Source organism: Pararhizobium sp. IMCC3301 (assembly GCF_030758315.1).
Classification (GTDB): domain Bacteria; phylum Pseudomonadota; class Alphaproteobacteria; order Rhizobiales.
Window position 1 is genome coordinate 2,075,001 of sequence record NZ_CP132336.1, and the last position, 22,236, is coordinate 2,097,236.

At 56.3% G+C, this 22,236-nt stretch carries 17 protein-coding genes (1 of these 17 cut by a window edge); 3 read left to right on the forward strand and 14 right to left on the reverse strand.

Features of this window, described 5'->3' with window-relative positions; translation table 11 throughout:
- A protein-coding gene (locus tag RAL88_RS10055; protein WP_306269222.1) for a M23 family metallopeptidase crosses the window boundary here: on the forward strand, positions 1 to 1,745 show its 3' portion. It extends 184 nt beyond the left edge of the window; only the last 1,745 of its 1,929 coding nucleotides appear in the window; its start codon lies beyond the left edge, outside the window; the stop codon is at positions 1,743 to 1,745.
- 67 nt (positions 1,746 to 1,812) lie between these two features.
- Here RAL88_RS10055 and clpB read toward each other — a convergent pair whose 3' ends face one another.
- From clpB to RAL88_RS10085, 6 genes are all read right to left on the reverse strand, one after another.
- Positions 1,813 to 4,395, reverse strand: a complete 2,583-nt coding sequence (gene clpB, locus RAL88_RS10060) for an ATP-dependent chaperone ClpB (protein ID WP_306269224.1) — start codon at positions 4,393 to 4,395, stop codon at positions 1,813 to 1,815.
- Between the two features lie 228 nt (positions 4,396 to 4,623).
- On the reverse strand, positions 4,624 to 5,310 hold the full coding sequence (locus tag RAL88_RS10065) for a DUF4167 domain-containing protein (protein ID WP_306269226.1): 687 nt from the start codon (positions 5,308 to 5,310) through the stop codon (positions 4,624 to 4,626).
- Between the two features lie 465 nt (positions 5,311 to 5,775).
- The gene (prmC, locus tag RAL88_RS10070; RefSeq protein WP_306269228.1) at positions 5,776 to 6,684 is read right to left on the reverse strand and encodes a peptide chain release factor N(5)-glutamine methyltransferase; all 909 of its coding nucleotides are present in this window, start codon (positions 6,682 to 6,684) and stop codon (positions 5,776 to 5,778) included.
- On the reverse strand, positions 6,684 to 7,772 hold the full coding sequence (prfA, locus tag RAL88_RS10075) for a peptide chain release factor 1 (RefSeq protein ID WP_306269230.1): 1,089 nt from the start codon (positions 7,770 to 7,772) through the stop codon (positions 6,684 to 6,686). Before prfA ends, prmC begins: the two co-directional genes overlap by 1 nt.
- Positions 7,773 to 7,841: 69 nt before the next feature.
- Positions 7,842 to 10,112 carry a phosphoenolpyruvate--protein phosphotransferase gene (gene ptsP / locus RAL88_RS10080; protein ID WP_306269232.1) on the reverse strand — a complete coding sequence of 757 codons (2,271 nt, stop codon included), beginning with the start codon at positions 10,110 to 10,112 and terminating at the stop codon, positions 7,842 to 7,844.
- Between the two features lie 56 nt (positions 10,113 to 10,168).
- Positions 10,169 to 11,434 (reverse strand): aspartate kinase, encoded by a 1,266-nt coding sequence (locus RAL88_RS10085; RefSeq protein WP_306269234.1) that lies wholly within the window; start codon positions 11,432 to 11,434, stop codon positions 10,169 to 10,171.
- Between the two features lie 213 nt (positions 11,435 to 11,647).
- Here RAL88_RS10085 and ubiG point away from each other — a divergent pair, with 213 nt between their 5' ends.
- On the forward strand, positions 11,648 to 12,406 hold the full coding sequence (ubiG, locus tag RAL88_RS10090; RefSeq protein ID WP_306269235.1) for a bifunctional 2-polyprenyl-6-hydroxyphenol methylase/3-demethylubiquinol 3-O-methyltransferase UbiG: 759 nt from the start codon (positions 11,648 to 11,650) through the stop codon (positions 12,404 to 12,406).
- A 6-nt stretch (positions 12,407 to 12,412) separates the two neighbouring features.
- On the opposite strand, the gene RAL88_RS10095 is transcribed toward ubiG, so the two are convergent.
- Both RAL88_RS10095 and RAL88_RS10100 read right to left on the reverse strand, forming a co-directional pair.
- Positions 12,413 to 13,120, reverse strand: coding sequence for an SDR family NAD(P)-dependent oxidoreductase (locus RAL88_RS10095; protein WP_306269237.1), 708 nt, complete (start codon positions 13,118 to 13,120; stop codon positions 12,413 to 12,415).
- A gap of 180 nt (positions 13,121 to 13,300) precedes the next feature.
- Positions 13,301 to 13,702, reverse strand: coding sequence for a VOC family protein (locus RAL88_RS10100; protein ID WP_306269240.1), 402 nt, complete (start codon positions 13,700 to 13,702; stop codon positions 13,301 to 13,303).
- 123 nt (positions 13,703 to 13,825) lie between these two features.
- Between RAL88_RS10100 and soxR the strand changes: the two genes are divergently transcribed.
- Positions 13,826 to 14,290, forward strand: a complete 465-nt coding sequence (soxR, locus tag RAL88_RS10105) for a redox-sensitive transcriptional activator SoxR (RefSeq protein WP_306269241.1) — start codon at positions 13,826 to 13,828, stop codon at positions 14,288 to 14,290.
- A gap of 25 nt (positions 14,291 to 14,315) precedes the next feature.
- Here soxR and RAL88_RS10110 read toward each other — a convergent pair whose 3' ends face one another.
- The 6 genes from RAL88_RS10110 to RAL88_RS10135 all read right to left on the reverse strand — a co-directional run bounded on the left by RAL88_RS10110 (position 14,316) and on the right by RAL88_RS10135 (position 22,161).
- On the reverse strand, positions 14,316 to 15,125 hold the full coding sequence (locus tag RAL88_RS10110; RefSeq protein WP_306269244.1) for an exodeoxyribonuclease III: 810 nt from the start codon (positions 15,123 to 15,125) through the stop codon (positions 14,316 to 14,318).
- Positions 15,126 to 15,187: 62 nt separating this feature from the next.
- Complete coding sequence (arfB, locus tag RAL88_RS10115) at positions 15,188 to 15,613, reverse strand: alternative ribosome rescue aminoacyl-tRNA hydrolase ArfB (RefSeq protein WP_306269245.1); 426 nt, start codon at positions 15,611 to 15,613, stop codon at positions 15,188 to 15,190.
- A 79-nt stretch (positions 15,614 to 15,692) separates the two neighbouring features.
- Positions 15,693 to 17,105 (reverse strand): dihydrolipoyl dehydrogenase, encoded by a 1,413-nt coding sequence (lpdA, locus tag RAL88_RS10120; RefSeq protein ID WP_306269246.1) that lies wholly within the window; start codon positions 17,103 to 17,105, stop codon positions 15,693 to 15,695.
- 22 nt (positions 17,106 to 17,127) lie between these two features.
- On the reverse strand, positions 17,128 to 17,874 hold the full coding sequence (locus RAL88_RS10125; protein WP_306269248.1) for an SDR family oxidoreductase: 747 nt from the start codon (positions 17,872 to 17,874) through the stop codon (positions 17,128 to 17,130).
- Positions 17,875 to 17,892: 18 nt separating this feature from the next.
- Positions 17,893 to 19,158 carry a 2-oxoglutarate dehydrogenase complex dihydrolipoyllysine-residue succinyltransferase gene (odhB, locus tag RAL88_RS10130; RefSeq protein ID WP_306269249.1) on the reverse strand — a complete coding sequence of 422 codons (1,266 nt, stop codon included), beginning with the start codon at positions 19,156 to 19,158 and terminating at the stop codon, positions 17,893 to 17,895.
- 36 nt (positions 19,159 to 19,194) lie between these two features.
- On the reverse strand, positions 19,195 to 22,161 hold the full coding sequence (locus RAL88_RS10135; RefSeq protein ID WP_306269251.1) for a 2-oxoglutarate dehydrogenase E1 component: 2,967 nt from the start codon (positions 22,159 to 22,161) through the stop codon (positions 19,195 to 19,197).
- Positions 22,162 to 22,236: the final 75 nt, after the last annotated feature.

A 22,236-nucleotide genomic window follows, 5' to 3' on the forward strand; every position in this document is an offset into this window, starting at 1 on the left:
GTGGTGGCGCAATCCCGCAATCTGCCTCAATTCTGGGACCAAATGGCAAGGGCAACCGTTTTCGCCCGGAGGTCAAGGAAAAGCCCGCACGCCGCGTTATTCAGGTTTCGACCGTCAACCGGGAAGGCAACCGCGACTTTATTCGCGTCAAGCCATTTGTCCGCATCAAGGCGCCTCTTGCCCTGGAGACAACGGATCTGATCAGTGATGTACCGAACTTCAATCCTCTGGCGGTTTACACTGACGACCAGCCAGACGCCCGCCAGGGCGCATTGCCAACCATTACAACCGCGCAGGTTGATGGTGAGATTTCTATTCAGGTTCGCACGTTTCCGCTGGCCATGGGCGCGGTCGACATGTCGGTGCAGATGACTGACGCCGAAACAATGTCCGATATTAATGAAGTGGGCCGGTTCCTCAATGGCCAGGATGCCACTGTCATGAATGTGGCTGCCAACTCCGATGGCATTGGCCTGCCGGATGTCGATTCTATGTCTGACGATCTCACGGCCGCAGAAGCAGCCAATCCGTTCAGCATCACGATCGTCCCGGAAAATGTCTCCTTCATCGAGAAGTATGAAGATACCGGCGACAATTTTTCTTACGAAGAGCACATCATTGATGTTGTTGAGGGCGACTCGCTTTCTGCAATCCTTGCTAAACAGAACGCCAATGAACCTGAAATCAACAGTGCGGTAGAGGCGCTGATCTCGGCCCATGGCATTGCCCAGGTAAAACACGGTCAGAAAATCCGCATCGCCATGACAACCGCAGAGGATGGCAGCAACAGACTGCGACCGGTGCGGGTATCGATCTATGAGAACAACGAGCATCTTGGCAGCGTTGCACTTAATGACCAGGGGCAGTTTGTTAAAGCAGCGGAACCCTATCTGGAAGCCGATCTGGGTGAAATCGCTGATGCAACTCCGGTCCCGAGCAATCTACCGACGCTTTATGACAGTCTTTACCAGACCGGCCTGTCACTGCAGATGCCGCGCGAACTTGTAGGTGATCTGATTCGCATCTTCAGCTACGATCTGGATTTCCAGAAACGCATAACGCCCAGCGATTCCGTAGCTGTGCTTCATTCCACCCCGGAGCCCGGCAGTGATGAGCCGGGTAATGTTCTGTTTGCAGAGGTCACAATTGCGGGCAACACCAAGCAGTTCTACCGGTTCCGGACACCTGATGACGGCTATGTTGATTATTATGATGAATCGGGACGCAGCGCCAAAAAATTTCTGATGCGCAAACCCATGCCCAAAGGGGTTTTCCGTTCGGCGTTCGGAATGCGCAAACATCCGATTACCCGGGTTTTCAAAATGCATTCCGGTGTCGATTGGGCGGCCAGCACCGGCACTCCGATCTATGCGGCTGGCGATGGCACAGTGAAGATTGCGCAATGGAGGGGTGGGCTGGGCCGGCATGTCCGCATCCAGCACGCCAACCGTTACGAAACCAGCTATTCGCATATGAACAAGATTGCCGCCGGCATCAAGCCGGGAACGCGGGTCCGGCAGGGACAGTTGATTGGCTATGTCGGCTCCACCGGTCTGTCCACCGGGCCCCACCTTCATTATGAAGTGCTGGTCAACAAGCGCCCGGTCAATCCGATGAAGATCAAATTGCCCAGAGGCCGCGTGCTGACGGGTGAAATGCTGACAAAATTCGATGAAGAACGTCAGCGCATCGCCTCCCTGATCGCACTGGACGAAGAAGCAATCGTCGCAGCAGCAGTAAATTAGAACGCCTTCTGTACAGGTTGCCGTGGCAGCAAAAACCCCGCCTTCCGGCGGGGTTTCGCATGTCTGCTTATTGCACTGTGAGCAACAACCGGTCGGTGCCATCCTGGACTTTGACGCGGGATCCATCAACGACCTCACCCCCCAGGATTTTCTCTGACAGCGGATCCTGAAGATATTTCTGGATCACCCGCTTCAGCGGCCGGGCACCATAGGCCGGCTCAAATCCTTTGTCCGCCAGCCATTGCTTTGCCCCGTCATCCAGCACCAGTTCGATCTTGCGATCTTCCAGCAGTGCGTCAAGCCGGCGGATTTGAATCTCGACAATGGCACCCATATCTTCCTGGCGCAGACGGTCAAACAGCACGATGTCATCGATCCTGTTGAGAAATTCCGGCCGGAAATGACCACGCACGGCTGTCATCACCTGGGCTTCCGTTTCTTTCGAAATCGTTTTGCCCAGATCAGCCAGCAGGAACTCTGACCCCAGATTGGATGTCATGATGATAATGGCGTTGCGAAAATCAACCGTGCGGCCCTGACTGTCAGTCAGCCGGCCATCATCAAGCACCTGCAACAGCACATTGAAGACGTCCGGATGGGCTTTTTCGATCTCATCGAACAACACTACCTGATAGGGTCGTCGCCGCAGGCTTTCGGTCAAAGCCCCGCCTTCATCATAGCCGACATAACCAGGTGGTGCGCCGATCAGCCGGGCAACGGAGTGCTTCTCCATATATTCCGACATGTCGAGACGCGTCATCGCGGTTTCATCGTCAAACAGAAATTCCGCCAGTGCCTTGGTCAGTTCCGTCTTGCCGACACCGGTTGGCCCAAGGAACATGAACGACCCCGTTGGCCGGTTTGGATCCTGCAAACCGGCACGCGCGCGCCGTACGGCCGTTGACACTGCCTTTACGGCTCTGCCCTGGCCCACCACTCGGGCCGCAAGATCATCTTCCATCGACAGTAATTTTTCACGTTCGCTGCCGAGCATTTTTTCCAGCGGTATACCGGTCCAGCGCGACACGATATGCGCGATATGATTTGGCATGACGGCTTCTTCAAGGAAGCCTTCCTGAACCGAATCATTGTTGTCTTCCTGATCGCGCAGGGTGCTTTCCAGATTGGGAATAACACCATAGGCGAGCTCTCCGGCCCGGGCCAGATTGCCTTCCCGCTGAGCTTTTTCAAGGGCAGAACGAGCTTCGTCCAGTTCCTCCTTCAGCTTTTGCGCGGATGACAGCTTGTCTTTTTCCGCATTCCACTTGCTCGACAGGGTGGCGGAGTCCTCCTCCAGATTGGCCAGATCCTTCTGCAGCTTTTCAAGCCGGTCCTTTGACGCCTGATCCGTCTCCTTCAGCAGCGCCTCGCGTTCGATCTTCAGCTGGATGATCTTGCGGTCCAACTCGTCAAGCGCCTCGGGCTTGCTGTCGATCTGCATGCGTAGACGTGCCGAGGCTTCGTCCATCAGATCAATCGCCTTGTCGGGCAGGAACCGGTCCGAGATATAGCGGTTCGACAGATTGGCAGCAGACACCAGGGCCGCATCCGAGATTCGCACACCGTGGTGCAATTCGTATTTTTCCTTGATGCCGCGCAGGATCGAGATTGTATCGGCAACCGTTGGCTCACCCACCATGACGGGCTGGAAGCGGCGCGCAAGAGCTGCGTCTTTTTCCACATGCTTGCGGTATTCATCGAGCGTTGTTGCGCCCACACAATGCAGTTCACCACGCGCCAGGGCCGGCTTCAGCAGGTTTGATGCATCCATTGCGCCATCGGCCTTTCCGGCCCCGACCAGCGTGTGCATCTCATCAATAAAGAGAATGATTTTACCCGCTGCATGCTCGACTTCATTGAGCACCGATTTGAGGCGCTCCTCGAATTCGCCGCGGTATTTCGCACCTGCGATCAGCGACCCCATATCCAGCGCCAGAAGGGATTTGTCCTTCAGTGATTCCGGCACATCGCCATTGACAATGCGCAACGCCAGACCTTCCGCAATCGCGGTCTTGCCGACGCCGGGCTCACCGATCAGAACCGGATTGTTCTTGGTGCGCCGCGACAGCACCTGAATTGCCCTGCGGATCTCGTCATCGCGGCCGATCACCGGATCGAGACGGCCTTCACGAGCGTCTGCGGTCAGATCGCGGGAGTATTTCTTGAGTGCGTCAAAATTGCCTTCCGAATTCGCCGAATCCGCCGTGCGGCCCTGCCGCAATGCGTCAATCGCCTGGCCCAGGGCCTGCGCGGAAACAGCTCCCTCAGACAAGCTCTTTGACGTTGTTGCAGCCTTGACCATCGCCAGTGCCTGAAGCACGCGCTCGACGGTCACGAAGGAATCGCTGGCCTTGCTGGCATTGTCTTCAGCCTGCTTGAAAACCTTGGCAAGCGCCGGTGCAATGTAGAGCTGTCCGGAGCCGCCGGTCACTTTCGGCAAAGCTGCCAGAGCCGCATCATTGGCCATTTTCACCCGGGCGACATCACCTTCGGAAGACTTGATCAGACTGGCCGCAAGGCCTTCAGTGTCATCAAGCAGGACTTTCAGAAGGTGCTCGGGCGCGAATTGCTGATGATCAGCCGCCAAGGCATTGCCCTGTGCAGATTGCACAAAACCGCGCAGTCGATCGGAATAGGAATCGATATTCATACTGACACTCCAGGAACACATCACACCCGCAGGCATATGATGCAGATTCAAAAGAGACGAGCCCGCCAGAGCAGCGCCCGTGCACCGGATTTGGCCAGGTGCAGTTCATATATAGTGTTGCCATTTCGCCACAAAAGAGGCAGCAACCATTCTTTCAAACAAAAACGCGCCCCGGACTTCCGGGACGCGTTTCATCATTAATTCAGAGAAAGACAGTGGCGATCAGGCCTATTCGACAGCGTCAGGCTGTGGCACCAGTTCCAGTTCGTCATTTGCCTTGGGGCGGCGGGCGCGCGGTTTGCGGACAGGCTTTTCAGCCACATCTTCGTCGCTCTTTTCGCCACTGACAACCTTCGGACGACGGCCACGGCGTGGCGCGGAAGGCTTTTCTTCTGCCGGGTCAAGCGCTGCCTGTTCCGAAGCGCCGCTGCTGCTCTCTTGTCCGGAAGAAGCTGCTTTCTCCGGGTCCGGTCTTGCCTTCGACGAATTCTCTTCAGAACTATTCTGACCGGGCTGAGATCCTGAATCATTGGTCTGGTCAGTGTCTGAAGCTTCCGACTGGTTGTCCTGGGCCTGCTGCGCTGCCTGTTGCTGATTCTGCTGACTGGCTGCCTGTGCCGCAGCGATGATTCTGGAATAATGCTCTGCATGCTGCATATAGTTTTCAGCCAGAATCCGGTCCCCCGCCACTTGGGCATCGCGTGCCAGGGTGAGATATTTCTCAGCAACCTGCATGGCATTGCCGCGGATTTTTACATCCGGACCATTGCTTTCATAGCTGCGCTGCAGCGGGTTGGGACCACGCCGGTTATTATTGTTGCTGCTGCTGCTGCTGTTATTGTTGTTCCGCCCGCGATTGCGCTGACGGTTCTGATTGTTCCGCGAAGACGCGTCTCTGTTAGAAACCCGGTTCATACCAGAGCTATCCTCCAAGTTAATAATTCACCCGCAGCGCTTCAGGCGGTGCGATATCGAGAGCCAAAATTCATCAGACCGATTTCCTGTGGCCGATGCCCTGAAAGGGCAAAGAATCAGCAAGATGCATGATTCCGTCAGCAGCCGGTCAGTGAGGTTCAAATAGGCTTTGTTCCTGCCTCAGGTCAGACTTCCAGGTTTCCGGAGTGCCACAAAGGCGATGGTAAAAACAGAAACGAGAAATTGTTTCGCAAAACCCACCTGAGTGAAAATCCCATAATCACCGGGATCAGCACGGATTCTTCTTTGCCCCAATTAATTGGGTGATAGAAAAACCAAAGACTGTCGTCTGGATTGTATTCAAAGCGAGCATTCATTGTTCGCTTCGTAACACCCCGGACTAAGCCACCGATTCAGGGATTTTTCAAGGCTTAACCTGTAAAAATTATCCCAAAAGTGATTTTTTTAGTGCTTTCGCACGATTTTCTGCCCGATCAGGACACGCGGATGGCCTGCCAGGTCCCTCAATACCTCTGACCTGTAGCCTGCCTGATGCAACAACGCTGCCACGTTCACAGCCTGATCGAACCCGATTTCGACTATCAAATACCCCTCAGGCCTCAGAAATGCCGCCGATTGCGTTGCCAGCCTGCGGTAGAACTCAAGACCGTCAACGCCGCCATCAAGTGCCCCTCTGGGATCATGATCGCGCACTTCACTGTCCAAACCGTCAATTACTGCACTGGCAATATAGGGTGGATTGCTGAGGATCAGATCAAATGGATCGCTATCCTGCAGCCCGTCGAAAACATCACTCAGCCGGGTCGAAAACCGATCCGTCAGATGCAATCGGTCGGCATTTCGCCGCGCCGTTTTCAGCGCGTCGCTGCTGATATCAGTCCCCAGGGCTGACGCTGCCGGCCGCTCCGACAGGATGGCCAGAGCCAGGCAGCCGCTTCCAGTTCCAATATCAAGTATATGGCTCACCTGATCACCGATCCGCGAAAGCGCGGCTTCCACCAGCAATTCACTGTCCTGGCGCGGCACCAGCGTCTCCGCCGACAGATAAAACGGCAGGCTCCAGAATTCCGTCTCACCGACCAGCCGCGCTACTGGAACCCCTGTTCCCCGCTCGACCGCCAGAGCCATCAGCGCCGTTGCCTGGACTGCTGTGACAGGGCGGTCGGCTGCGGCGATCAGCTCGGATCGGGACAGTTGCAAGTGATGCGCCAGCAGCAGGCGCGCATCAAGCCCGCCATCTTCGTGCCGCTGTCTGGCTTTGAAGCCATGCTCTATCAGCCGCCGCATTTTCTGTCTTGCAACGGCAATCGTGTCGCCGTGCAGGACGGCACCAGGCCGGTCCGGTGTTGGCATCAGCTCTCGTTACCAAGACTGGCCAGAAGCTCAGCCTGATCTTCTGTAATCAGAGCATCGATAATATCATCGAGCGATTCACCCTCAATCACCTTATCGAGCTTGTAAAGCGTCAGATTGATCCTGTGATCAGTCACCCTTCCCTGAGGGAAATTATAGGTGCGGATACGCTCCGACCGGTCACCGGAGCCAACTTGGCCCTTGCGGTTTTCAGCGCGTTCCTCTGCCAGTTTCTGGCGCTCCATGTCATACAGTCGCGCCCGCAGCACTTCCATCCCTCTGGCCCGGTTCTGGTGTTGCGATTTTTCCGCCTGAACCACCACCACACCACTTGGGATGTGGGTTATGCGCACCGCCGAATCGGTTGTATTGACGTGCTGACCACCGGCACCTGAAGCCCGCATCGTATCAATGCGCAAATCCTCACTGCGGATTTCAATGTCAACTTCCTGAGCCTCGGGCAGCACGGCAACGGTGGCAGCGGATGTATGAATGCGGCCTCCGGATTCTGTTTCCGGCACGCGCTGGACCCGGTGAACCCCGGATTCAAACTTCAGTCTGGCAAACACGCCCTTGCCGGAAATCTTGGCGATGATTTCTTTGAATCCGCCGACATCGCCTTCACTGGCTGAAATCAACTCCACCGCCCAGCCATGGTTGGCTGCATAGCGCTCATACATGCGATAAAGGGTTCCGGCAAACAGTGCCGCTTCATCGCCGCCGGTGCCGGCGCGTATTTCCAGCATGGCATTTTTTTGGTCCGCCGCATCCTTGGGCAGCAGCAGCAGGCGCACCTGATGGCTGAGGGCCTCGAGCAATTCGCCAAGCGAGCGCTCTTCCTCCTGGGCCATGGCGCGCATATCCGCGTCCATCTCAGGATCACCCAGCATTTCCTCCAGATCGGCATGTTCGGCTTCTGCCGCTTTCAGCGCCCGGATCTGGGCCACAACCGGATCAAGTTCGGCATATTCCTGCGACAGGGCGACATATTTTTCGGGGTCAGGATTATGCACCATTTCGGCTTCAATCACGCTGAGGCGATTGACCAGCGCATTGAGCTTTTCCTGAGGCAATGTGGCAGCAGACATGAAATCACTTATTCTTGGGCGGTGAACCGGGGGCGGCCGTCAGATCGTTTCACAGATACAATGAATGCTCTAATACGGTACCTGATGGGTTTTCGCAAAGTCTTCCAGCAAACCCCGCAGGCCGGGATTTTCCGGCCCGTCTGTCAGCCATTCCGTGAATTTCAGTTGCAGCGTTTCAACCGGCAATGCCCGCAGCATTTCCTTGACCGGGCCGATCTGCGCAGGGGACATGGAAATCTGCCGGAAACCAATGCCGATCAGACCCATTGCCGCCAATGGCCGCCCGGCCAGATCACCACACAGGGAGATCGATTTGCCGGCTCTTCCGGCGGCATCGCAAGCTTGTTTCAGCGCCCGGAAATAGGGGCAGCCAATTGAATCAAACCGTTCGGCAACACGGCTGTTACCGCGATCACTGGCCGTCATGAATTGCAATAGATCATTCGACCCGACCGACACAAAATCGGCCACATCGAACAGCTCGTCAAGCTGATACAGCAGCGCTGGAACCTCAAGCATGGCACCGAGTTGCAATTTCGGCGGCGGCACATCGTAATGCCGCCTGACATGGTCGATTTCCCGCTCGACAGCAAGCCGGGCTTTTCGCAGTTCGGAGATTTCGGTGATCATCGGAAACATGAGCCGCAACTCATTGTCTCTGGCAGCCAGCAGCAAGGCCCTGATCTGAGCGCGCATCAGCCCTGGCCGGTCAAGCCCCAGCCGAATCGCCCGCCATCCCATTGCCGGATTTTCCTCCACATCCATGCGCAGATATGGCAGCACCTTGTCGCCGCCCACATCAATCGAGCGGAAAGTGACTGGTTTTCCTTTGGCGTGGTCGAGCACCTGCTCATAGAGCGCCTGCTGTTCAGCCATTTTTGGAAATGACGAGGCCACCATGAATTGCAGCTCGGTGCGGAACAGCCCGATTCCCGCTGCCCCGGCCTCTTCCAGATGGTCCATATCGACCAGCAGTCCGGCATTCATCAGCAGGTCGACATGCACGCCATCCTTGCTGATGCTGGGCAGATTGCGGTTTGCCCGAAACCGCTCCATTCGCCGGGCCCGAAAGCGCACCTTCTCGCCATAGGAATGCACGATTTCCGGCGTCGGACGCAGATGTACCTCGCCAGCATCGCCATCGATGATAATGTCATCTCCGGCCTCCGCCAGTGCCACCACATCGATCGCACGGCCAACGCTGGGCAGTCCCAGAGCGCGGGCAACAATGCTGACATGGCTGGTCGGCGCGCTTTCCTCCAGCACCAGGCCACGCAGGTTGGAGCGGTTATAATCCAGCAGTTCCGCAGCCCCCATGGTGCGGGCGATCAGAATGGCATTTTCCGGCAGTTCGGCGGACATGTCGGATTGCGGTCGGCCCATAAGGACGCGCAACAGCCGGTTCGCCAGATCCTCAAAATCATGCAGCCGGTCGAGCATATAGGGCTCGTTGGCCTGCCGCTTCATGCGTGCCCGTGTCTGGTTGTGGACACGCTCAACAGCCGCTTCCGCAGTCAGACCGGACTGTACCGCTTCCTTGATTCGCCTGGCCCAGCCCTGATCATTGGCAAACATCCGATAGGCTTCCAGCACCTCGCGATGCGCGCCTCCGGCCGCCATGTCGCCGCGCGCCAGCATGTCATCCACCGACAGCCGCAGGCTTGCAATGGCTGCATCAAGCCGCCGCAGTTCGGTGGCGATATCTTCCGCAATCAGTTCTGTCACGATCACCCGGGGCTCGTGCAGCACAACCGTGCCAAGCCCGATGCCTTCCGACAGGCTCGTACCGGAAAAATGGCAGGCCTGGCGGATATCAAGATCGCCGCCGGCTCCCGACAGGCCGCCCAATTCAGCAGAGGCCAGCACTTCAGCAATGACCATCGCCGTCGTCTGCAGCGCTTCCACCTCATCTTCCGCGTAGCTGCGCTGTGTCGCATTCTGCACCACAAGCACACCAACCAGGCGCCCTGCCCGTAATATAGGCACGCCCAGAAACGAATGGTACAGATCCTCGCCGGTTTCGGGCCGGTAGGCGAATTGCGGATGATTACGGGCTTCCGGCAAGTTCAGAGGCCGCGCATCGGAGGCGATCAGACCGACAAGCCCCTCGCCAATACGCAGCGTCGTCTGATGCACCGCATCCCGGTTGAGGCCTTCGGTGGCATACAGTTCCAAAGCCCGGTCTGCGCGCAATGCATAGATCGAGCAGACTTCTGCCACCATATTGGAAGCGATCAGGCTTGCGACTTTATCGAGCCGTTCCTGCGCCCCGATGGGTTCCGCCATTGTCGCCCGCAGGCTGCGGAGCAACAAGCGCGGCCCCGCATTTGCTCCGGACATCCACGTCATCCTTTTTCACTCACAACTCATACAGGCCCCGACCGGTTCCGTTGTGATCAGTCCTGCTTTTTGTCGAGGCCGTAAAGACTATGCAAGGACCGTACCGCAAGTTCAGTATAGGCCGCATCGATCAGAATCGAAATCTTGATTTCGGATGTGGTGATAAGCTGAATATTGATGCCTTTTTCCGCCAGAGCATTGAACGCCTGTGCCGCGACGCCTGCGTGCGAGCGCATGCCGATGCCGATCACCGAGACTTTGACGACATCCTCAGAGCCGGACACCAATTCGCAGCTGATTTCCCCGCTTTCGCGCTGATCATCGATGACTTTCCGGGCACGGGCGAAGTCGCCCTGCGGTACGGTGAAGGTGATGTCAGTGGTTTTGCCGTCTTCAGAAATATTCTGGACGATCATGTCGACATTGACATTGCCTTGCGACAGCGGAAGAAAAATTGCAGCCGCCACACCCGGCCGGTCTGCCACGCGTCGCAATGTAATTTTCGCCTCATCTTTGCTGTAGGCAATGCCGGTTACCAATTGCTGTTCCATAAATGCCTCTTCATCACAAATCAGGGTTCCCGGCGGCGTTGCGCCGGGACTGGAATCGATCGCCTCCGGATCATCGAAACTGGACCGCACAACCATCGGCACATTATGCACCATCGCCAGTTCCACCGAACGCACCTGTAGCACTTTTGCTCCCAGAGAAGCCATCTCAAGCATTTCCTCAAAGGCAACCCGCGCCATCCGTCTGGCCCCCGGCACCATGCGCGGATCGGTTGTGTAGACCCCGTCCACATCGGTATAGATATCGCAGCGGTCCGCGTTGATCGCCGCAGCAATGGCAACAGCACTGGTATCCGAGCCGCCACGTCCCAGTGTGGAAATCCGGTTGTCCGGGCCAATCCCCTGAAAACCCGCAATCACCGCCACCTGGTTGATCTCAAGGCGTTCGATCAGACGCGCGCCATCAATACCGGTAATCCGGGCCACGCCGTGGGCGCCATCGGTCAGGATCGGGATCTGCCATCCGAGCCAGGACCGTGCATCAATTTCTAGGTTCTGCAATATGATCGCCAGCAGTCCAGCAGTGACCTGTTCCCCGGCCGCCACGACCGCATCATATTCACGCGCATCATGAAACGCACTGGCTTCACGGCACCAGCCGACCAGTTCATTGGTTGTGCCGGACATGGCGGATACGACGACAGCAACCTGGTGGCCCGCATTGATCTCGCGCTGAACATGGCGCGCCACATTCCTGATACGGTCGAGATCGGCAACTGAGGTACCGCCGAATTTCATCACAAGTCGGGCCATTATTTCAGAACTCTTTGATGCAGTTGTTGCCGGGCGGCAGACCAGTCTTCTTTCGGTCTTTGGGCGCGGCCTTCATAAACGCTGGGTGAACAGGACGCAACCACACAGTAACAGCATTTGACCGCTTATCGTGGCAGTTTTGCTTGACATGCGCGCCCCGCCGACCACGTTTGTCAGTGACAGACAGAAATTGCTGATGAGATGAAGTTGCACATGGTTGACAAGACTGACACCGGCAAAACCACCATCGACGCTGCAGAAGTGGAGCGGTTTTCGAAAATGGCCACGGAATGGTGGGACCCCAGTGGAAAATTCAAGCCGCTGCATAAATTCAATCCGGTCCGCCTTGCCTATATCAAGGATAAGGTATCAAGCCATTTTGGCCGCGATATCAGCGCAATCGATACCTTCAACAATTTGCGCGTTCTCGATATCGGCTGTGGCGGCGGATTATTATGCGAGCCGATGGCGCGTCTGGGCGCGGATGTGGTTGGTGTCGACCCCTCGGCCACCAATATCAATGTCGCCACGCTGCATGCCGGTCAAAGCGGTCTTGCCATCGATTATCGCGCATCCAGCGCCGAAGCGTTGGCGGCGCAAGGCGAGACTTTTGATGTGATTCTCAACATGGAAGTGGTGGAGCACGTCGCCGACGTACCGCTGTTTCTGTCCCAATGCGCTAAAATGCTGCGCCCTGGCGGTTTGATGTTTGTCGCCACCATCAACCGCACCCTGAAAGCCTGGGGCCTGGCCATCATCGGTGCAGAACATGTTCTCAGATGGCTGCCAAAGGGCACGCATCAATACGAAAAACTGGTGCGGCCGGAAGAAATCAAAGCGCCTTTGAGCAGCCAGGGCCTGACCATTCTGGAAACACAGGGCGTGTTCTACAATCTGCTGCACGATCAATGGCAATTGTCTGGCGATACCGATGTCAATTACATGATGCTGGCGGAACGGCCGAGCGCATAGAGCTTTTCATGACTTTCCGGTCACCGGGATCAGAGCGCCATGAATGGCATCACTGTCCGGTGACGCCAAAAACACTATGACCGCTGCCAGCTTGTCAAGCCTGACCCATTTCTCCGGATCTGCCTTCGGCATCGCTTTCCGGTTTTCCGGCGTGTCCAGAACACTGGGCAGAACGGCATTCACATTGATATTGTTTTGCTTCAATTCCGCAGAGGCGCTTTCGGTGGCGCGCATGACGGCGGACTTGGCTGCCACATAAGGCCCCATGCCAGCCCCGCCTTTCAGCGCGGCGGAGGCGCCAACGGCAATAATTTTTCCGGTGCCGCGCTGTTTCATGCCCGGCGTCACCGCAGCCAACGCGGATAGGAATGTCCCCAGATTAAGCTCCTGCATCCTTTGCCAGGCCTGCAGCGGCGCTTCATCCACCCGCTTGCCCATATCAAATCCGCCGGCAAGTGCAATCAGACAATCGACAGCTGCAAACCGGCTTTCCGCCTGCGCGACCGCAGCGGCAACGGCGTCCCGGTCCAGCAGATCCAGTGCCGCCACCATATGCGAGCCGGGCAGCATTTCACTCAATGCCTCAAGCGCCGCGCTGTTTCTGCCCAGCAACACCAGAGAGGCACCGTCTGCGGCCATGCGCCGGGCGGTTTCCTCGCCAAGATTGCCCGAGGCGCCGGTAATCAGTGCAGTCTTGCCAGTAAAATGACCCATCTGTCTGTGATCCTCAATCAATGCGTGTTGCGGTGTGGCGAACTGTGATGCGACGGCCGTAAAAAGCGAAATCGTCCCGACCTGCGAATTTATCCGGTTGGACGGTCAGTGTAACAGCCAGCCATGTCGGATGACACCGCTTTGGTTTGAAAAGCGCTTTTGCCAAGGTCCTGCCGCAACTCATGCAACATAGCTTACCACTTCAAATTCGATCAGGTCGGCATCGCGAAAGTAAAACCGCCGGCCGGGCTCATAATCAGCATGGGAATGGGTCTTGAAGCCCATTGCCAGAACCTTTTCCTCCACCGCACCCAGATCGGCTACCACAATGCCGATATGATTCAGTCCGCCGCGTGTTGAATAACTGTCATCCCTGCCCTGTTTCATTTCACCCAGCGAATAGACCGCAAGATAGGTATCCTCGGAGCCAACATGTACGGTTGTTCCGCCATGGATCGCCTCGCCATGCCAGCGGATTGTCCAGTCGAACAGATCGCACAGCATCTGTGCGGTTTTAAAAGGGTCACTGACAGTAACATTGACATGTTCCAGCGTTGCGATTTCAGGGGCATTCATATTCATCAATCTCTCCAGGTAAATATCATCTGAAGCACTCTAATTCCTCAAGTTCACTTGAGGTCAAGCTTTTTATGTTTTACCCTATAGGTCTGCAACCTTGTTGATTTATAGGGGAATTTTCATATCATGAAACCCACTGATCGGCTTTCAATTGGCCAACTGGCAGATCGCACAGGGCTGTCCGTGTCGGCAATCCGTTATTACGAAACGCAGAATCTGATCGAATCAGAGCGCAATTCAGGCGGGCAAAGGCGCTTTCTGCGTTCCGATATCAGGCGTCTGTCCTTTGTCCAGATCACTCAGCAATTCGGGTTTTCCATCGAGCAGATCAGAACGCTTCTGGACACGCTGCCACATGGGCGGACGCCCAACAAGGCCGACTGGCGGCGGATCAGCCGCAGCATCCGCATGCATCTCGACAGCCGGATCGAAACTCTGGAACGGCTGCGCGACAATCTGGATGGCTGTATCGGCTGCGGCTGCCTGTCGCTGCGCAAATGCGCCCTGTACAATCCCGACGATCAGGCGGGTGCCAATGGTGTCGGCCCAAGATACCTGCTCGGCGAGCGGCCAAAACCCGTGGCAAAATAAGCCGCCTGCCTGGATCGGTTCTTACCTACCCGAATACCGCCCTGATGGGCACATGATCCGACGGCTTCCGCCAGCCCCGTGCCTCGCTCAGAATATCGATCGAAGACAGATGTTTTGCCACTTCGGGATGAGACCAGATGTGATCCAGCCGGCGGCCCCTGTTGGAGGTTTCCCAGTCTTTGGAGCGATAGCTCCACCATGAATAAAGCCGCTCCGGTTCGGGAAAGTGCTGGCGCACCAGATCAACAAAGCCGCCCGAATTGAACACGTCTGCAAGCCGTTCCACTTCAACCGGCGTATGACTGACAACCTTCAAAAGCTGCTTGTGCGACCAGACATCATGCTCGCTGGGCGCAATATTCAGATCCCCCACCACAATGTTCAATTCGTCTTTGAATCGCTCGCCGAAATGACCGGTCATTTCATCGAGAAATTTCAGCTTGTGATCAAATTTCGGATTTTTGACGATGTCCGGTTCATCACCGCCTGCCGGAACATAGAAATTATGCAGCAGCACCGGGTCGGCGATGCCCGGAATAGCATGGCGCGTCGACATGTGGCGCGTATCGCCCATTTCGCAGAATTCCAGCCAGTCCGCGTCTGCCTCAAACGGATACCGGGAAATCGTTGCCACGCCATGGTAACCCTTTTGCCCATGCGCCGCGATGTGGTCATAACCCAGCTTTTTGAAAGCCGCGCTGGGGAACTGATCATTCGGGCATTTGGTTTCCTGAAGGCAGAGAATGTCGGGCTGCCAGAGCTGCAGCAATTGCTGCACAATGGGCATGCGCAGCCGCACCGAATTGATATTCCAGGTGACGATAGAAAAGGCCATAATAACAATCCTGCAGGTAATTTGGGATCAGATGGCCGGATTCGGTAGGGGAAGACAAGCCCTCAATCGAAATTCGGCTTTTTCCGCGCCTGTTTGACCGATCCGCGTCTGGCTTTGTGTTCCAGCCGACGTTTCTTCGATGCCAGCGTCGGACGCGTCGGTTTGCGAAATTTGGGCCGCTGACTGGCTTGTTTCAGCAACTCCAGAAGTCGCGCCCGCGCATCCTCTCGATTCTGCTCCTGGGTGCGGAAGCGCTCCGCCTGAATCAGAATTTCGCCGCTCTTGGTAAGGCGGCTGCCGGCAAGCTGCGCTGCACGGGATTTGATATAGGGGGACAGCGTTTCGCAGTGTGTCAGATCGAACCGCAACAAAACAGCGGTCGAAACTTTATTGACGTTCTGACCGCCCGGACCGGACGAACGGACAAACTGCTCGGTAAAATCAGCTTCGGAAATATAGTTAGAGCCGGAGATCGGATAATGTTCCATCCCCGGCTCATAACACAGGCACAGGTACTGGCAAATCGCAGCCTTTCCAGTGCACCCTGTCGGCCGACAGCAATGCCGATTACATGTGAATCGGCTTGCCAAAGGTTGCCAGCGCGGCCTCGCGGACAGCTTCCGACAAGGTCGGATGCGCATGGCAGATGCGGCCAAGATCTTCAGATGAGCCGCCAAATTCCATCAGTACTGCTGCTTCATGGATCATATCCCCGGCACTGTGGCCGAGAATGTGAACACCCAGAACCCGGTCGGTCGTCTTGTCCGCCAGTATTTTCACAAATCCGTCCGTAGCCAGCATCGCGCGGGCACGGCCATTGGCGCTGAAGGGGAATTTTCCCGCCTTGTAGTCAATCCCGGCAGCTTTCAGTTCCTCTTCAGTCTTGCCGACTGAAGCCACTTCAGGTGCCGTGTAAACCACGCTTGGAATAACGTCGTAATTCACATGGCCAGCCTGACCGGCCAGAATTTCAGCCACGGCCATGCCTTCATCTTCCGCCTTGTGAGCCAGCATCGGCCCGGCAACCACATCGCCAATGGCGTAAATGCCATCAACATTAGTCTTGAAATGGTCATCGATCTCGACGCGGCCGGCCTTGTCCAGCTTGACGCCGATGCCTTCCAGCCCAAGCGCGTCGGTATAGGGGCGTCGGCCAGTGGCCACCAGAACCACATCCGCATCAACTGCCACAGATTTTCCACCAGCCACCGGCTCATAGGTAACTTTCGCGCCGGTGTCGGTGGATTCAACCCCGGTGACTTTCGAGGAAAGCTTTATCTCCAGGCCCTGCTTGCCGAGCATCCGCTGAAACTGTTTTGAAACCTCGCCGTCCATCCCGCCGAGAATTTTGTCCATGAATTCAATCACTGTGACTTTCGCGCCAAGCCGGCTCCACACCGAACCCAGTTCCAATCCGATCACGCCACCGCCGACGACGACCATATGCTCCGGTACTTTTTCCAGTTCCAGCGCACCGGTCGACGAGACAATGATTTTTTCATCAAACTCGATATCGACGCCGGGTATGCCTGCAACATCGGACCCTGTGGCAATCACGATATTCTTCGCGGCCACGGTCTGAACATCGCCGTTATCCGCCGTCACTTCAATTTCACCGGCAGCAGCAATCCGGCCAGCCCCGTGAAAGGTGTCGATTTTGTTTTTCTTGAACAGAAATGCCACACCATCGACATTTGATTTTACGGTCTCATCCTTGTGAACCATCATCTGCGGCAGGTTCAGCTTGGCCGTGCCGACGTCAATGCCCAGGGTTTTCAGCTTGTGATCTGTATCGTCCAGAACTTCCGAGGCATAGAGCATCGCCTTGGAAGGAATGCAGCCAATGTTCAGGCAAGTACCGCCAAAAGTAGCGCGTTTTTCAACGACCGCTGTCTTCAGCCCCAGTTGAGCCGCCTTGATGGCACAGACATAGCCCCCCGGCCCGGTTCCGATTACGACGAGGTCATATTGGTCAGCCATGTTTTGATCCTTGTAGTTTGGGCTAGCGCCCACCAGACACATCCAGAATTGCACCCGTCACATAGGATGCCTGTTCCGAAATCAGAAATAAAATCGTCGCGGCAACTTCCTGTGCCGTTCCCTCGCGCTGCATCGGCACAGCACCACGCATTTGCGCCACCCGATCCGGCTGGCCGCCGCTGGCATGAATACCGGTATCGATGATCCCCGGTCGCACCGCATTGACCCGGATACCTTGTGCCGCCACTTCAACCGCAAGGCCAACAGTCAGCGTATCAATTGCCCCTTTGGAAGCAGCATAATCGACATATTGATGCGAGCCACCCAGTTTGGCCGCCAGCGAGGACAGATTGACGATGCATCCGCCGGCCCCGCCAGCATCGGTTGACATCCGCCGCACGGCCTCTCTGGCATAGATCATCGGGCCGATGACATTAACCTGCATCATCCGCTGCAGCCGCTGGCCCGACATATCCGCCAGAGGGGAGGCCGTATCGACAATGCCGGCATTGTTGATCAGCGCCGTCAATCTCAGACCCGACTGATCGATCTGTGAGAAAACCTTCAGGGTATCCTCTTCGACCGCGGCATCGGCCTGAATGGCAAAGCCACGCCGTGACGCAGCCTCAACTGCTTTGACAACAGCGGCTGCCGCTTCGTGGTCAGCCCGGTAAGTCAGGCAGACATCAAAACCTGCCTTTGCCGCCGCAACCGCAACCGCGGCACCAATGCCGCGACTGCCGCCTGTGACCAGAAGGAGACCGGACATCGGTTCCGGACCGCCGTCCTAAAGGTCCAGCACCAGCCGTTGCGGATCTTCAATCGCCTCTTTGACGCGCACCAGGAACGTTACAGCTTCCTTGCCGTCGACAATGCGATGATCGTAAGACAGTGCCAGATACATCATCGGGCGAATCTTGATCTTGCCGCCGACCACCATCGGCCGTTCCTGAATTTTGTGCATGCCGAGAATACCGGATTGCGGCGCATTCAGGATTGGCGTCGACATCAGGGAGCCGTAGACGCCGCCATTTGAAATTGTGAATGTGCCGCCCTGCATATCCGCAATCGACAATTGCCCGTCCCGGGCCTTCTTGCCCAACGCGCCAATCGTCTTTTCAACCTCGGCAATTGACAGCGTATCCGCTTCGCGGACCACCGGAACCACCAGGCCCTTTTCGGTGCCGACCGCGACGCCGATATGATAGTAGTTCTTGTAGATGATGTCGGTTCCGTCGATCTCGGCATTGACCGCAGGCACATCTTTCAGCGCCTGAATGACCGCCTTGGCGAAAAACCCCATAAAGCCCAGCTTGACGCCATGTTTCTGTTCAAACAGCTCTTTGTAATCTTTGCGCAACTCCATCACATTGGTCATGTCGACTTCATTGAATGTGGTCAGCATGGCCGCTGTATTCTGCGCATCCTTCAGACGCCGCGCCACGGTCTGACGCAATTTTGTCATGCGCACGCGTTCTTCGCGGGACCCATCATCCTGAGGGCTTGCAGGGCGTGGTTTCTCGGCTGCCGGAGCTGGTTTTGATTCCGCAGTCGGCTCAGACACTTTCATCGCATCGGCAATTCCCTTGTCGAGCGACGCCATCACATCCTCTTTCAGAATCTGGCCGCGCTTGCCGGTGCCTTCGACCTCATCGGCCGACAGATCGTTTTCCGCCATTTTCTTGGCGGCAGAAGGCGCTGGCGGCATGTCCGATGATGGCGCATCCTTTGCGGGCACCTCCGGTTTTTTATCCGCCTTTGTTTCAGTGGTCTTTTCCGGCTCCGGGGCTGCTTTGGCAGGCGCAGCAGCAGAGGCGCCCGCATCAAGTGCCGCAAGCAAGGCTCCCACTTCAACTGTTTCGCCTTCCTGCGCGATGATCTCGCTCAACACGCCGGCACTGGGAGCTGGCACTTCGACAGTGACTTTGTCGGTTTCCAGTTCCACCAGGGGCTCATCGGCATTCACCGCGTCGCCAACTTTCTTGTACCACTGTCCGATTGTGGCTTCGGTGACGGATTCGCCCAGTGTCGGGACCCGGATTTCAGTTGCCATATTGAAGCTCTCTCATTTGCAAAATGTGTTTGATGATCAGGACAGGGCCTGATCGAGGAATTCAGCCCGTTGTGCCAGATGCTTTGACATAAGCCCTGTTGCCGTCGCCGCCGAGGCCGCGCGTCCGACATAGATAGGGCGTAGCGAGGCGGCACCAATATGGTTCAGAACCCATTCGATATAGCTTTCCGCGAAGCTCCAGGCACCCTGATTTTTCGGCTCTTCCTGACACCACACCATCTCAGCCTCCCTGAAGCGTGACAATTCAGTCACCAGCGCTTTGGCAGGAAACGGATAAAGTTGCTCCAGCCGCAGCAGATAGACATCATCTGTGCCGCGCTCCTCGCGTTCTTCATACAGATCGTAATAGACCTTGCCGGTACACATCACGACGCGGCGAATCTTGTCGTCGGGCGCAAGCTTGATTTTCTCGTCCGGCAGATATTCAGCATCGTCCCAGAGCAGCCGGTGAAACGCCGACTGCGGCCCCATTTCCTCCAGCGTGGATTGCGCCCGTTTGTGACGCAGCAGGGATTTCGGTGTCATCAGGATCAGCGGCTTGCGGAAATTGCGCTTTAACTGGCGCCGCAGAATATGGTAATAATTTGCCGGCGTCGTACAATTTGCGACCTGCATATTGTCTTCCGCACAAGCCTGCAGAAAACGTTCCGGGCGGGCCGAGGAATGCTCCGGACCCTGGCCTTCATAGCCATGCGGCAGCAACATCACCAACCCGCACATGCGCAGCCATTTGCGCTCGCCCGCCGACAGGAACTGGTCGATCACCACCTGAGCACCATTGACGAAATCGCCGAACTGGGCTTCCCACAGGGTCAGACCATTCGGCTCGGCCAGCGAATAACCATATTCGTAAGCCAGCACCGCTTCTTCTGACAGCATCGAATTGATGATATCAAATTTCGCCTGACCTTCAGAGACGTGATTGAGCGGGATGTAGCGCTCCTCGGTTTCCTGATCATACAGCACGGAATGACGCTGGGAGAAGGTTCCCCGCTCACAATCCTGACCCGACAGTCGGACCCTGTGGCCCTCCTCGACAAGCGTGCCAAAGGCCAGGGCTTCGGCCATCGCCCAATCGATTCCATCGCCATTTTCCATCATCTTCGCACGGTTGTTCATAAACCGCTTGATGGTTTTATGAATGTTGAAATCCTCTGGAGTATCGGCCAGACGTTTGCCGATTTCTCTTAAATTTTCAAGATCATAGCCAGTTTCACCGAGGCGTTTTTCATCTGCAACGTCAGGCCTGCTCAGGCCCGACCATGCGCCATCGAGCCAATCCGCCTTGTTCGGCTTGAAGGAATTGCCGATTTCAAATTCTTCATCCAGATGGGCGCGCCACGCCGCCTTTTGCGCATCAAGATCACTCTGCGACAAAAGCCCTTCGGCCAGCAGTTTCTCGCCGTAGATTTCCAGCGTCGTCGGATGGCTGCGAATTTTCTTGTACATGATGGGCTGCGTAAACGCCGGCTCATCGCCCTCATTGTGGCCAAACCGGCGGTAACAGAACATGTCGATGACCACCGGCTTGCCGAATTTCTGGCGGAACTCGATGGCAACCTTGGCGGCATAGACAACCGCTTCCGGATCATCGCCATTGACGTGGAAAATAGGCGCTTCGATCATCTTCGCCACATCGGAAGGATAGGGCGAAGACCGCGACAGCCGCGGATCGGTGGTAAAGCCGATCTGATTGTTGATGATAAAATGCACCGAGCCACCGGTGCGGTGGCCTTTCAACCCGGACAATCCGAAACATTCCGCAATCACACCCTGACCGGCAAAGGCCGCATCGCCATGCAGCAGCAAAGGCAGCACGGCAGACCGGTCACCATCATACACGGTATCCTGCTTGGCGCGCGACTTGCCCAGCACCACAGGATCGACGATTTCCAGATGCGAGGGGTTGGCGGTCAGCGACAGATGCACATTATTGTCATCGAATTCCCGGTCGGAAGATGCGCCCAGATGATATTTTACATCGCCCGAGCCCTCGACATCTTCGGGGGTGAAGGAGCCACCCTTGAATTCATGAAAAATAGCCCGGTGCGGCTTAGCCATCACCTGGGCCAGCACATTCAACCGGCCGCGATGGGCCATGCCCAGCACAATTTCTTTGACGCCCAGCTGGCCGCCGCGCTTGATGATCTGTTCCAGCGCCGGAACAAGCGATTCTCCACCATCCAGACCAAAGCGTTTTGTACCGGTATATTTAACGTCAATGAATTTCTCAAAGCCCTCGGCTTCGACAAGTTTGTTGAAGATCGCCTTCTTGCCTTCAGGCGTAAACGATACCTGCTTGTCCGGACCTTCGATACGCGCCTGAATCCAGCCCTTTTCCTCAGGATCGGAAATATGCATGAATTCCACAGCCATGGTCGAACAATAGGTTCGGCGCAGAATTTGCAGCATTTCGGGAATCGTGGCGAATTCCAGCCCGAGCACATGATCGAGGAAAATCTTGCGGTCATAATCCGCTTCACTGAAACCGTAAGAGGAGGGATGCAGCTCCTCATGATCCTTTTCCTCGGCAAGGCCCAGCGGATCCAGATCGGCATGCAGGTGGCCGCGCATCCGGTAAGCCCGGATCATCATGATCGCGCGCACTGAATCCCGGGTTGCGCTGTGGACTTGGGCATCGGACAGATCGACCCCATTTTTGCTCGCCCGTTCGGAGATTTTCCCGCCGACAGCTTTCGTCACCGTTTCCGGCGGCACTTCACCCCAGTCGCTGTCGAGCGCCGAGACCCATTCTCCATTGGCCCTGACCGGCCAGTCGGCCCGTTTCCATGAAGCGCCGCGGGCGTTGGCTTCAATGTCCTGAGGCGCATCATTCAGCTTGGCGAAAAACTCGTTCCACTGCGCGTCAACCGAACCGGGATCAGCCTGATAGCGGGCATACATTTCATCAATATATGTGGCGTTGCCACCATACAGAAATGACGTTCCGGCAAAAATTTCGTTCGCCTCTTCACGAGCCATTTTCACATTTCGCGGAAAGCTTTCGCCTCCGTGCCTTTTCCTCTTTAATCGTAAATTCCACTGTGTTCTTTTGCC

What these genes read in the sequence shown, in the direction of transcription:
- clpB (WP_306269224.1), bottom strand. Translation starts at nt 4,395, where the DNA reads ATGAATATCGATTCCTATTCCGATCGACTGCGCGGTTTTGTGCAATCT.
- RAL88_RS10065 (WP_306269226.1), bottom strand. Translation starts at nt 5,310, where the DNA reads ATGAACCGGGTTTCTAACAGAGACGCGTCTTCGCGGAACAATCAGAAC.
- prmC (WP_306269228.1), bottom strand. Translation starts at nt 6,684, where the DNA reads ATGCCAACACCGGACCGGCCTGGTGCCGTCCTGCACGGCGACACGATT.
- prfA (WP_306269230.1), bottom strand. Translation starts at nt 7,772, where the DNA reads ATGTCTGCTGCCACATTGCCTCAGGAAAAGCTCAATGCGCTGGTCAAT.
- ptsP (WP_306269232.1), bottom strand. Translation starts at nt 10,112, where the DNA reads ATGTCCGGAGCAAATGCGGGGCCGCGCTTGTTGCTCCGCAGCCTGCGG.
- RAL88_RS10085 (WP_306269234.1), bottom strand. Translation starts at nt 11,434, where the DNA reads ATGGCCCGACTTGTGATGAAATTCGGCGGTACCTCAGTTGCCGATCTC.
- ubiG (WP_306269235.1), top strand. Translation starts at nt 11,648, where the DNA reads ATGGTTGACAAGACTGACACCGGCAAAACCACCATCGACGCTGCAGAA.
- RAL88_RS10095 (WP_306269237.1), bottom strand. Translation starts at nt 13,120, where the DNA reads ATGGGTCATTTTACTGGCAAGACTGCACTGATTACCGGCGCCTCGGGC.
- RAL88_RS10100 (WP_306269240.1), bottom strand. Translation starts at nt 13,702, where the DNA reads ATGAATATGAATGCCCCTGAAATCGCAACGCTGGAACATGTCAATGTT.
- soxR (WP_306269241.1), top strand. Translation starts at nt 13,826, where the DNA reads ATGAAACCCACTGATCGGCTTTCAATTGGCCAACTGGCAGATCGCACA.
- RAL88_RS10110 (WP_306269244.1), bottom strand. Translation starts at nt 15,125, where the DNA reads ATGGCCTTTTCTATCGTCACCTGGAATATCAATTCGGTGCGGCTGCGC.
- arfB (WP_306269245.1), bottom strand. Translation starts at nt 15,613, where the DNA reads ATGGAACATTATCCGATCTCCGGCTCTAACTATATTTCCGAAGCTGAT.
- lpdA (WP_306269246.1), bottom strand. Translation starts at nt 17,105, where the DNA reads ATGGCTGACCAATATGACCTCGTCGTAATCGGAACCGGGCCGGGGGGC.
- RAL88_RS10125 (WP_306269248.1), bottom strand. Translation starts at nt 17,874, where the DNA reads ATGTCCGGTCTCCTTCTGGTCACAGGCGGCAGTCGCGGCATTGGTGCC.
- odhB (WP_306269249.1), bottom strand. Translation starts at nt 19,158, where the DNA reads ATGGCAACTGAAATCCGGGTCCCGACACTGGGCGAATCCGTCACCGAA.
- RAL88_RS10135 (WP_306269251.1), bottom strand. Translation starts at nt 22,161, where the DNA reads ATGGCTCGTGAAGAGGCGAACGAAATTTTTGCCGGAACGTCATTTCTG.